At 37.1% G+C, this 12932-nt stretch carries 9 protein-coding genes and 1 pseudogene; 7 read left to right on the forward strand and 3 right to left on the reverse strand.

Translation table 11 applies throughout. The features are described 5' to 3' along the window. Positions 1-101 precede the first annotated feature (101 nt). From ACZ5LF_RS08745 to tarL, 4 genes are all read left to right on the forward strand, one after another. The gene (locus ACZ5LF_RS08745; RefSeq protein ID WP_380570595.1) at positions 102-1280 is read left to right on the forward strand and encodes an IS256 family transposase; all 1179 of its coding nucleotides are present in this window, start codon (positions 102-104) and stop codon (positions 1278-1280) included. Positions 1281-1445: 165 nt separating this feature from the next. Then, positions 1446-2162, forward strand: coding sequence for a D-ribitol-5-phosphate cytidylyltransferase (locus tag ACZ5LF_RS08750; RefSeq protein WP_380570596.1), 717 nt, complete (start codon positions 1446-1448; stop codon positions 2160-2162). Beyond that, on the forward strand, positions 2155-3183 hold the full coding sequence (locus ACZ5LF_RS08755) for a zinc-binding dehydrogenase (protein WP_380570597.1): 1029 nt from the start codon (positions 2155-2157) through the stop codon (positions 3181-3183). Before ACZ5LF_RS08750 ends, ACZ5LF_RS08755 begins: the two co-directional genes overlap by 8 nt. A gap of 57 nt (positions 3184-3240) precedes the next feature. Further along, positions 3241-4899, forward strand: coding sequence for a teichoic acid ribitol-phosphate polymerase TarL (gene tarL / locus ACZ5LF_RS08760; RefSeq protein WP_464759841.1), 1659 nt, complete (start codon positions 3241-3243; stop codon positions 4897-4899). A 155-nt stretch (positions 4900-5054) separates the two neighbouring features. Here tarL and ACZ5LF_RS08765 read toward each other — a convergent pair whose 3' ends face one another. Next, positions 5055-6539, reverse strand: coding sequence for a glycosyltransferase (locus ACZ5LF_RS08765; protein WP_380570600.1), 1485 nt, complete (start codon positions 6537-6539; stop codon positions 5055-5057). Between the two features lie 877 nt (positions 6540-7416). After that, on the reverse strand, positions 7417-7491 hold the full coding sequence (locus ACZ5LF_RS08770) for a hypothetical protein (protein ID WP_464759843.1): 75 nt from the start codon (positions 7489-7491) through the stop codon (positions 7417-7419). Positions 7492-7617: 126 nt separating this feature from the next. Here ACZ5LF_RS08770 and ACZ5LF_RS08775 point away from each other — a divergent pair, with 126 nt between their 5' ends. Continuing rightward, positions 7618-8085 carry a transposase family protein gene (locus ACZ5LF_RS08775; protein WP_464759176.1) on the forward strand — a complete coding sequence of 156 codons (468 nt, stop codon included), beginning with the start codon at positions 7618-7620 and terminating at the stop codon, positions 8083-8085. Next, positions 8072-9172 carry a transposase gene (locus ACZ5LF_RS08780; protein WP_380709691.1) on the forward strand — a complete coding sequence of 367 codons (1101 nt, stop codon included), beginning with the start codon at positions 8072-8074 and terminating at the stop codon, positions 9170-9172. The genes ACZ5LF_RS08775 and ACZ5LF_RS08780 overlap by 14 nt, the downstream gene beginning before the upstream one ends. A 1041-nt stretch (positions 9173-10213) precedes the next feature. Here ACZ5LF_RS08780 and ACZ5LF_RS08785 read toward each other — a convergent pair. Next, a complete protein-coding gene (locus ACZ5LF_RS08785; protein ID WP_380569634.1) occupies positions 10214-11632 on the reverse strand; it encodes a polysaccharide pyruvyl transferase family protein in 1419 nt (472 codons plus the stop codon). A 498-nt stretch (positions 11633-12130) separates the two neighbouring features. Between ACZ5LF_RS08785 and ACZ5LF_RS08790 the strand changes: the two are divergent. Next, positions 12131-12919: pseudogene (locus ACZ5LF_RS08790) on the forward strand (helix-turn-helix domain-containing protein); the annotation flags it as partial. Positions 12920-12932 lie beyond the last annotated feature (13 nt).

Genomic DNA, 12932 nt, shown 5'->3' on the forward strand with positions numbered 1-12932 from the left:
GAGCGTAAAATAGTTTGTGTAAATGAATAAATAGAAAAAGGGCGTCCTTTTCTTGTAAGATTAAGTTACCACACCAAATCCAAGAAAAGAGGACGACCCCTATGGATCATTTTACATCAGATATTATTCAAGCTCTAGTAAAAAAAGACGATGTCACAGAAATCTTCCGCAGCCACCTGGAAACGGCGGTGAACACATTACTGAAAACCGAATTGACTGCATTCCTGGACTACGAAAAGTATGACCGTGTGGGCTTCAATTCCGGGAACTCCAGAAACGGCGTCTATTCCCGCACGTTACATACCGAATATGGCGACCTTCAGATTGACATTCCCCGGGACCGGAATGGGGACTTCAAGCAGCAGACCGTTGCGCCTTACAAGCGGTCCAATGACACATTGGAATCTTTTGTCATCCCTATGTTTCAAAAAGGGGTGACGATGTCTGAAATCTCCCATCTGATTGAACGGATGTATGGGCATCACTATACGCCCCAGACCATTTCAAATATGACCCGGGCGGTCACAGAAGAAGTGGCGGCATTTCGCCAGCGTTCGTTATCCGAGCGGTATGTGTGCGTGTACCTGGATGCGACATTCCTGCCCGTCAAACGGGAGACAGTGACCAAAGAGGCTGTCTATATCGCTGTGGGCATCCGGGAGGATGGCTCCAAGGAAGTGCTGGCCTATACTGTCGCGCCGACGGAATCTGCGTATGTATGGAAAGAATTGATTGGAGATATCCATGCACGGGGCGTGACGGAAGTCCTGCGCTTCATTTCTGACGGGCTTCCAGGTATCAAAGACAGTATTCATTCGGTGTTTCCAAAAGCGAAATACCAGACATGTTTCATTCACGTTGCACGCAACATTTCCCACAAGGTCCGTGTGTCGGACCGGAAGGCAATCTGTGAGGACCTGAAGTCCCTGTATCGCGCCACGGATAAGGCCGAAGCTGAGCAGGCTTTGGACGCGTTTATCGAGAAGTGGAAGAAATCTTACGCCAAAGTCACGCAATCGTTGAAAGCCAATCCGGATCTGTTCACTTTTTATGATTTCCCTGAAGCAATCAGGAGAAGCATCTACTCCACAAATCTGATTGAGTCATTCAATAAGCAGATCAAACGGTACAGTAAGCGCAAAGAGCAGTTCCCGAACGAGGACGCCCTTGACCGTTTCCTGGTCACTCAATTTGAAGCATATAACCAACAGTTCGCGACACGGTGCCATATTGGTTTTGACCAGGCCCGTGCAGAATTAGCTGAAATGTTCAGCGGGTAATGCACACTACAAGAAAAGGCATGCCTTCATTTACACATAATTATTGACGGTCCCGTAATGGTTTAATAAGTGGATTTTTGTTATAGTATAATTGTTATGTATTTATTTAAAAACTTATAAAATGTTCGATGGTAAAATATTTTTTACAAAGGAGAAGATGACTATATGATTTATGCTGGTATATTGGCTGGGGGAATAGGTTCGAGGATGGGGAATGTCCCACTTCCTAAACAATTTTTAGATTTAGATGGAAAGCCTATACTTGTTCATACAGTTGAAAAATTTTTACTGACAAGTGAATTTGATAAAATTTTAATCGCCACACCTCAAAAGTGGATTGCCCATACAAGAGATACATTAAGGAAACACAATATTAACGATGAGAGAATTAATGTAGTTGAAGGTGGCTCTGATCGAAATGAAACAATTATGAATATTATCAATGTAATAGAAGACCAGGATGGCATTACTCCTGAAGATGTAATTGTTACCCATGACGCTGTTAGACCATTTCTGACCCATCGTATTATTAAAGAAAATATTGCAAACGTATTGGAGCATGGTGCAGTAGATACTGTAATCACTGCAATAGATACAATCGTTACTTCAACAGACGGGGATTCTATAAAATCAATCCCCGTAAGGAATGAAATGTATCAGGGACAAACACCTCAATCTTTCAATATTAATCTATTGAGAGATTCTTATAACAGATTATCAGATGAAGATAAAAAAATAATGACTGATGCATGCAAAATTCTAGTTGTAGCCGATAAAAAAGTAAAATTGGTTGCAGGCGAGTTATTTAATATTAAAATAACGACACCTTATGATCTTAAAGTCGCGAACTCAATCATAAAAGGAGGGATGTCTAGTGATTAACCAGCTGTACCAACTAGTGTCTCCAAGACAGTTCGAAGTCACTTATAATAATGAAGATGTTAAAGGTGATAAAGTTGTTGTAAGGCCATTATACTTATCTATTTGTGCAGCTGATCAGAGATATTATACAGGCACCAGAGATAAAAAAGTTTTGAAAAAGAAACTTCCAATGTCCCTCATCCATGAAGGTGTTGGGGAAATAGTTTATGATAATAAAGGTAAATATGAGGTTGGGACAAAAGTCATTATGGTTCCCAACACCCCTATTGAAAACGACCCTGTTATAGCTGAGAACTACTTACCTAGCAGTAAATTCAGGTCAAGCGGTTTTGATGGATTTATGCAAGACTATGTCTTTATGGAGCATGACAGAGTTGTTAGATTGGATGAAAGCATCAAAGATCTAAGTACTGTCGCTTATTCTGAATTGGTCAGTGTAAGTTGGCATGCGATTCAACGTTTTGACAGCAGGTCCAATGCTAATAAGAACAGTTTTGGTATTTGGGGAGATGGCAACCTGGGATATATTACAGCTATTCTATTAAACAAACTTTATCCGGATGCTAAAATTTATGCATTTGGTAAAACGGCCTATAAATTAAGCCATTTCTCATTTATTGAAGAAGTTTATAACATTCACGAGATACCTGAAGACGTCACATTTGATCATGGTTTTGAATGTGTAGGAGGTAAAGGCAGCCAATCTGCCGTAGATCAGATGATTGAATTAATCTCACCGGAGGGAACAATAAGTCTTTTAGGTGTAAGTGAATATCCAATAGAAATAAATACACGCCTTGTACTCGAAAAAGGCTTAACGATGTTTGGCAGTAGTCGTAGCAGTGCCCAAGATTTTAGGGATGTCGCCAAATTTTATAAAGATCACCCTGATGTTATTGATAAATTATCACTTCTAAAGGGTAATGAATTCGAAGTTAAAACTATTAATGATGTTGTAATGGCATTTGAGGAAGATTTATCGACATCTTGGGGTAAAACAGTAATTAAGTGGACCATGTAAAACATAGAGAAGGAGTGAAATAGTAGGTTGAATCATTACAATGTACAGATAGATAATATGTATTGGGAGAGAATTCAGCTTTTCATCGAAGGTCATACCAATGACATTGATATAAGAGATAAAAAAGTAATATTAAGAAATTTAACTGAAACAAAAGAAGTGGAAGCAAATGATGTGATGATTGACGGTAACAATTATAAAGCACGTTTTAATATAGCAATCTTGGATGATGGTAATTATTTACCTACAGGGCAATATTTAATGATTTTTAAAGGGGATCTTGATCATATTGCTCATGTAAACCAAGAATTACTTGACCCTTTAAACTATGAATTGGATGAAAACCAATTAGAGCGTTATGTTTCATTTGTAACCGTCAACGACAAGAAAAACTACCTTTTAAATAACTTTAAGCATCAATTTAAAAAAGGTGGTAATTCCAAGACGATAAGTTACAGTGTGACACCAAAAATTTCTAAAGAAGTTAATGAATTTGTGCTAGATATTAAGTTTAATAAACCAAGACCTAAAGAGAGTATGCTCTCATCAAAAATCAAGAATATCAAAAAAAAATATAATAAAAATTCTTTCAAAATTCGAGATTTTTTATTCAAACTTATATTCAATGTTACTAAATTCTTTAATATGAAAAAAGGTAATACAGTGCTATTCACTTCGGACTCTAGACCAAGAATGTCTGGAAACTTTGAATTTATTTATAATGAAATGCTTAGACAAAATCTAGATAAAAAATATAAAATCCATTCTATATTTAAATCAAGTATTTCAGCAAGAAGGAGATTTATAGACAAATTCAGGTTCCCCTATTTATTGGGGAAATCAGATTATATATTTTTAGATGATTATCATCCATTACTTTACAATATGAAATTCAGAAACAATCAAGAAATCATACAAGTTTGGCATGCTGTAGGTGCATTCAAAACTGTTGGTTTCAGCCGTACAGGTAAAAAAGGCGGACCCTTCTTTAACTCAGTAAATCACAGGAACTATACAAAAGTAACCGTATCTTCTGAAAATGATGTCCCTTTTTACGGAGAAGCATTTGGAGTAAAAGAAGAAAATATAATTCCAACTGGTGTACCAAGAACCGATATTTTCTTTGATGAAAACTACAAAAAGAATATAGTAGCTCATATGGAGAATGATCTCCCTATAATAAAAGATAAAAATGTAATTTTGTTTGCCCCTACTTTCAGGGGAAATGGTCACAATACAGCACACTATCCATTTTTTAAAATTGATTTTGTAAGACTTGCTCGCTATTGTCGCGAAACTAATACAGTTGTATTATTCAAAATGCATCCATTTGTAAAGAATAAATTAAATATACCCACAGAGTATGAACAGTATTTTGTTGATGTCTCAGATTACAGAGAAGTGAATGATTTACTGTTTGTCACTGATATCCTAATTAGCGATTACTCATCCCTTGTTTATGAATTTGCATTATTTAAACGTCCAATGCTTTTCTATGCATTTGATCTAGAAGACTATGTAACGTCACGTGATTTCTACGAACCATACGAATCATTTGTTCCTGGGAAAATTGTTGAAACATTTGATGAATTGATTACTGCCTTGGATAATGAAGATTATGAAGAAGAAAAAGTGGTTCCTTTCTTGAATAAACACTTTAAGTATCAAGACGGAAAATCAAGTGAAAGAGTTATACGCAATATTTTTAACTATTAATGTAATTTTTAAACTATTAGTTTAATGATGATTCGAATAAGGCCAAATTCACCGAAAATATATAATTATTTATTTACCCCTAAAGCAGTTATTTGAAAATTACTTTAGGGGATTATTTTAGGTTTATTAATGTAATTTCATTGCTATAATATTTATTATTTATCAAAAAGGACTTGCCATTTATCCATGATTTTTTCGCTAGAATATTTTTCAATAATGGTATTTCTCGCTTCTTTACCTAACTTTTTTGTTAAATCATCATCATTTACTAGTTCTAATATCTTATCTGCCATTTCTTGAATATCTAAATTAGGTATTAAATAACCATTGATATCATTTTTGATAAATTCATTTGGACCATAGTTAATGTCAAAGGCAATAACAGGTCTTTGAAGTAACATAGCCTCTATCATGCTAAGTCCTTGCCCTTCATACTGAGAGGTAGACAAAACGCATTGAAACTGATTGATTACTTGCTGTGGTTTAGAAGTATAACCTAAGAGTTTCACATTATCATTTAAATTTTTTTTGTTGATAAGTTTCCTAACTCTATCTTTTTCTGGGCCTTCGCCATAAATATGAAATTCAACTTCTTCATCTTCTTTGACAACTAATTCTGCTACATCAATTAAATGATGAACACCTTTTGTCGCAACTATCCTAGAGATATGCCCAACTATTTTATTATTTGCAAAATCACTTTCTTTTTCAAAATTATTTATAAAGTTACTGATTGCATATATATTATTAACTGAGTATTCTTCCTTTATATCTTTTCTCTGAGCATCAGTTAGCACAATCACGCCATCAATATTGTCAGCATTATTAATAATATAATCTTCCTTTATCTTTTTAGACCCATCAGTATTAAAATTTTTATAATGATTAACATGTATGACTGCAAATTTTTTCGCATTTTTATGGCTAGTATTTAACATTCTTGGAAAACTTCCTGGCCCATCACAAATCATTATGTTCTCTGAATTATCTTTAACTATCTCTCTCAAGAAATGAGAACACACATTCAAGTTACTACTGAATTGTATTTTATCAACGAGTAGATATGTCACTCCTACATTTCCATTTTTAGGGTTAATATTCCTTGAAATATATGGAAATCCTTTCCTATCATAGAATGTTTCAAATAAAACTTTATTGTCGTAATTAAATATATTTATGCGATGAATTTTTTCGTTTTTTAAATGAACTCTTCTATATCTTTTATTATTGTTATATAAATCAACAATTGTTTGTTCTGAATCCAATAATTTTTTCCTAGCTTTATATTGTCCTGTCGTCTTATCTAAGAATTTTGAAGTTTTTTTATCTTCTTTAATTTCTATTGTGTCTTTAAAAAAATTATTAAACAAATTATATAATTTTTTATTATGTTTAATCTTTTTTGATGAAGATTTCTTTTCATAATACTGAAAAAGATTGAACATTTTAGTATTTTTGCTCATTTTATCTTGTTTCATTAGCGAATGAATAATATTATCATAATTGACTTTATAATCAAATGTGACGATATTAGCATTAACATTATTAGCATGAAACATTTTGCTTCTGGTTAACATAGCTGTGGTCATACCACCTTTGTTCACGTTTAATTCGTGAACGATCATAAATACATTATTCATAATTAGCCCCCTATTGGTTTTTTGTACTCAGTAACACAAAAGCTTTCTAACTACATAGTTTCTTAACATTAATGAAGATATAAAGATAGATTAATTTGAATAGAGCCCATGGTTTAAGCAATATATGCTTTCGCAGTAATACATTGATTTGTTATTAAGTCAGAGGTATGAAAAGATAATAAAAACAGTATAACAATTTAAATTTTTAGTATAAATGCCGACTAATATTCTTTACTTTGATTAAGTCAGAATCACTCGAAAAATATTGTAAAATAGTCTTTAAAGTTTTCAAGATAACAACAATGTCATGATATCCACTGAAAACTCTTGTAATATTTTTACTAAAGTCCACTATTGTACTTCTTGTTATCATTCTCTCTTTTATAGTTATTCTATTCAAAAATTTCTCCGACTACACGTTCTTTGCAACAGTTTATTATTTTGATAGATAGAACAAATAAAGCTTTATAATATCATTTGACAATAACAAGAACTACTTAGTGTTTATATTTTAAATATAAAACTCTCTGATGATTAGGGTACGAGATTATTAATTTATATGTACCCATATAACTATTGATATAAACTGTTACTGAACTTTTAGTTTAACTCTGTAAACGACCTATATATTCTACTATTTTAATAAGGTTTGCATAGTCCATGTCGCGCTTGAGAAACTATCAGGATAATGTTTCTATGGTCTGACATTTTGAATCCTTGAAAGACCGACTACTATAAATCTTGGGAATTCCTAGATGAACTCAAGCATAAAGTGAATGAATATATTAATAGGTATCATAATGAATGCTATCAACGATACTAAATAAGATGATCCCAGAAAGTTAAATTTTTAGAGCAGAGAAATCTGCTCTAATTTTTATACACCTATCAACTGGCGCGCTTGTTGTTCCCTGTACTGTACCGGACTCAGCCAGCCCATTTTCTCTTTCATCCGTTCTCTATTGTAGTATGTGATGTCAAGGGCAACTTAAAATTGTAGGTTAAGGGCAAAATAAAAATGGCTCTTACGCTAAGTTGGGGAGAAACGGGTATGTATCAGTAAAAAGGAATGGTGACCATGTATGATCATTTCACTGATTTAGACCCTCGCTTGACTGTACTCTCCTATGTGAAAACAGAGGATATTGTATCATATGTCATTACATTGGATACGCACACAGGCCGTTGTCCCCACTGCCATTCCATTACCTCTCAGCGACACAGTGCCTACATGCGGGTCATAGATGACCTGCCCATCCAGGGGCGACGCGTTCAACTGTATCTGAAAGCCCGGAAATGGTTCTGTTCGAATGCATTATGCGCCACAAAGGTATTTACGGAACGCTTTGACTGGCTGGTCCCTTATGGCCAGCGGACGATTCGTCTGGATGAAGCACTGCGGACCATTGCTTTCTCCAGCAGCTGTGTCCAAGGAGAAACTGTCACCCGGCAGCTTGGGATGCCGGTCAGCCATGACACACTGCTGCGCCTGATTCATAAAACAGAGATGCCTGTTCCGCAAAGCCCCTTTTGTGGGCATCGATGATTTCGCCTGGCGAAAAGGGTATCGGTATGGCATTCTGATCTGCGATGCCGTCACACATCATCCGATTGATCTCCTGCCCGACCGGGAAACGGCCACATTGGCCCAATGGATTCAGGGGCATCCGGAGCTGACCCACATCACCCGAGATAGATATGTGCGTTTTCAGGACATCATCACGACCCATGCCCCGGCCGTCATTCAGATCCATGACCGGTTCCATCTGATTCAGAACCTCTGGACCCTACATGATCGGATTATAAGGAAAGTGTTGCCGGTACGCATTGACCTCGGCACGCGATCACCGCCGCCAGTTCCTCCGCCTCAGACCAAAGCTGAGCATCACCGCTTGGAAAATGCCCAAAGGAAATGGGCACAGGCCCGGGCACTCCAGAAGTACCATGCACAAGGGTATTCAATCTCCCGGCTTTCCCGGCAGTTCAATCTACACTGGAAGACGGTCGAGCGATACCTTGGGATGACAGGGGTGCCGGACACGACCCGCCAGAAACGGCCCAAACTGCTGGATGCCTTTCACAAATCGGTCATCCACTGGGAGGCGGACGGCGATTCCGTTCGGGCAATCTATGAAAAACTACTGAAGATTGGATATAAAGGGGCCTACGGTTCAGTGAAAAATTTTGTCGCCGATCTTCGAAAACGGAAACGGGTGGCGGCCCCATTGGACATTGAGTATCACAGCCGTCGTGACATTCGGCGCATACTGTGGCAGAACCACCTTGAAGTGGACGCCGAGCGCGACATCATCAACCGTATCCTCCAACAGTACCCAAAACGCCAGCCCGTCTATGCGTTTGTGGCTGGTTTTCGCGAATGCATTGCCGAGAAGGATCATGTCGGATTTACTGAACTCATCCTATTTGAACAACAACGCCGTGACCCTCTGACGAAACACTTCATCCGGCGGCTGCTCACTGATTTCAAGCCCACGGTGCATGCCCTGATGTATAATGAAAGCAATGGTTTCGTCGAGGGGAACGTCAATCGGCTGAAGACCATCAAACGGATTATGTATGGCCGGGCCGGTTTCAGGCTGTTGAGACAGCGTATGCTTTATCGTCCACTATAAATTTAAAATTTTGGCTATGTTCATCACAATCTATATATAAGCATTCCCCAACTTAGCGTAAGAGCCATTTTATAACTGTCGTTTACATGTGATAAACTGGATGATTGTTTGTTTGAATGAATGACTCAAAGATATGGTAGATGTTGCCCTGATAGATTTCTACTTGATGATACTGAAGAAGTTTTCCATCGGTGTGTTATCCAGGCAGTTTTACTTCCAAGACATGCTCTGAAATATGTCATGGGTTTCAAGTGACCCTCGATATGCTTGCATCTGGTAGGTCCATCCCTGGTCTGAGTAAAAGGTCCGTCAGCAGGGACAGTCTGTATTTTCCCTGGAGGTCGCGGAAAAGTCGTGAGATTTCTTCTTTTATCGTCGTCTTTTCAATTCCGTAGCCTCGGTAGTTCATTTAAAAATCGTTTTCATTCTTCAATCGTTTCAAATTATCCTTGAGTGTACAGATTCGATCATCTTCCGATTGTGCCTCCTGTGGCTGCTTCCATTCATCAGGCATTTGCAGTCACCATCCCCTCACTATGGAGAGTCCCGATACACTCGCATCCCTTTATTGTCTAATCCATCCGGCAATCAATGTTGGATGGATCGTCTCTCATTATGCGGCAACATCGGCTTAGGACATCCCTGTATTCAGGTACAACTCTATCGCATCCATTTTAAATTGAAAAGAATAATGCGTGCGCTTGCGGGATTCGTATAATCCAACCACTCCCAGATGATTATAGGCATTGACCCATTTCAAGACTGTTTTATAACCGGAATATTATATTTTCTGCTTATAGCTCGTAGACTGTACCTGCCTATCGGTTACTCATTCAATACTTTCATGTTCAACTCTAAATTGTATTTGCACATAAAAGTGACCCCCGAAAGTTAAATTTTAGGTCTAGCTTTCGGGGGTCGGCTCAAAATGCCAGGGCCATCTACTCATAGCGTACTGATTTTATTGAAATGTCTATTTTATAGATTAGAGTTCATATATTAATTGACTGTCTCTTTTATATAATGCCTACTTACACTTTTCTAACTTCTAAATTTTTTCTTAGCTGCTACTAAAACTTCTCCAAATTTCAAACCGATTTTTACCGATTTTCTTTGTAGTTGTGTGTTCAAGTAATTAATCTTATCTTTCTTCTTTTTCATTTCTTGTTTTTGTTTTTTTACAGTTTCTGATAAATTACTATTCATTTTTTTTAATTTCTTTATTCTCTCTTCCTCTAACCTTGTATATTCTGTGATCCTTTCGGAGATCTCGAGAGGTGCTAATGCATTAATGGGTGTCAACATATTTGGTAGCTCAATATCATCCATTTGCTTATCCAAAGGTGGATACTCATGATAGTCATAATTATAAATATGATCTAGGCTATTCTTTTCCAAGAATTTTATGAAGTGATTAAAATTCTGTTCTTGCACTTTTTCTGGCGAATGAAAATCAAGTGTATTTATAACTTCTTCTAATGTTAAATCTTCAGTTATGTCATGTTCGGATATATGGGTTAACTTATGATAGTCTGCCAATTCTTTCATTCTAGCATCTTTAGTTAGCAATAAACTAGGAGTTCCTGCAATTGTAGCAGTTATATTTCCATGTAGACGAGCTCCGACCGCAAAGTCCATTTCTTGCATGAAATTTATCCATGATTTTGCATTAAGAGGATATCTAACGCGATTTTCTTCATAATAAGCCTCCTTAATAGTGTTAGGATAAAACTCAGTAGTTTCACCAAGAGCTTGATTGCCAAGATAAGTCATACGAAATTCTTTCAACCATTGAGGAATAAAATAATAGTTTGAATAGTTGTTGGAAACTGATGTGATAAATTTTAAGACATGTTCAGGTGAGAGTTTTGAGGAGTTTAAAGCAATGGTTGATTTTTCATTTAAATTTAAGTCTCTAATTTTCAACTCTCCTCCAAATGCATACATTGAAGGGCAACCTATAACAGTATGATCTACTCCCTCAACAAAGCCCAGATAATTCAAATAATCCGCAGTTATTTGACCTCTTACACCTATCATATTAGAACGTTTTAAGACTGCAGTTACAAAATCTTTAACTTCTTTATCAAAAGAGAATCCATCTTTGATTCTTTTATTAATTGGAGCCTTTACCCCTACCCCTATGACAATAACTGGAATTGTTAGTTTCTCAAAAAGCTTAGTATATTTTTTTAAACTATCGACAAATGAATCTCTAAATGCGTCAGCTAACGGGATAATGTAAGCATCATAGTACTTATTTATCATATCTGCATCATTTTCATTGATGCGGTATCGATCTGGAACTATCTCTACATCCTCAGTCATCAAATTTCTATAGATACTGTACGCATAAATTAAATTACCAACATTACCTCCAATTGAATTTTTAAAAATCATTTCTGCTGGTCCTTGTAAATCTGTAGGGGCTATCCCCGATCTAATTAAATATCTTTTCATTACTAATTCTCCCTTGAAATTAATTGGTACTTTAACTATCAAAATTCACTTCTTATATCTAATCTGGGTTAATAAAATAAGTTAGATATCATTTCTTTTCAACATACTTTAGAATGACTGACCACGAGGTACAGCAATTAAGTGATTTTCTTAAAACGCCACCCTCTTCCTGATAGTAAGCGATAAAACACCAGTCTATTGTTTTCTCATCAGTATCTCAATGTTATATTTTCATTTAGAGAGTTATTATGGAGTAGCCAATCAGACTCATCCACCATCAGATGATATTCAATCTGTAGCCTTTAAACAGTTTTCAATGTATTTTTGCTAGTTCCTAAGTCATATAATCTTCTCACTTTCATCATTACTTATTTCAGCAATAATTTTAATAATGGTGGATTTTATAATCAACTTAGCCACCTTTGATGCAAAAAACGCCATGTGAATTTCATGTTATATTGAAGTTAACCACAACTCTTAATAAAGGAATGAAATCACATGACGCAACTTCATGATACCACTGGATCCATCAAAGGAAAACACCTGACGCAAGATGAACGGGCACAAATCGCAATATTGAAGAGAGAGAACTACTCCAATCGTCAAATCGCAGAACGATTGGGCCGTGCGCCTCAGACCATCAATAATGAAATCACCAGAGGCACTGTGAAGCAGATGCGCCGTCAGAAACAGAACGGTAAAACGTATGATTATTACCATACCGTTTACAATCCCGACTCCGCACATGCCGCCTATATGGAAAACCGCAAACGCTGTGGCCGGCGCCCGAAATGGAGCCTGCTGGATGCCTTTCACAAATCGGTCATTCACTGGGAGGCGGACGGCGATTCCGTTCGGGCAATCTATGAAAAACTACTGAAGATTGGATATAAAGGGGCCTACGGTTCAGTGAAAAATTTTGTCGCCGATCTTCGAAAACGGAAACGGGTGGCGGCCCCATTGGACATTGAGTATCACAGCCGTCGTGACATTCGGCGCATACTGTGGCAGAACCACCTTGAAGTGGACGCCGAGCGCGACATCATCAACCGTATCCTCCAACAGTACCCAAAACGCCAGCCCGTCTATGCGTTTGTGGCTGGTTTTCGCGAATGCATTGCCGAGAAGGATCATGTCGGATTTACTGAACTCATCCTATTTGAACAACAACGCCGTGACCCTCTGACGAAACACTTCATCCGGCGGCTGCTCACTGATTTCAAGCCCACGGTGCATGCCCTGATGTATAATGAAAGCAATGGTTTCGTCGAGGGGAACGTCAATCGGCTGAAGACCATCA

This window comes from Salinicoccus siamensis (genome assembly GCF_055391965.1).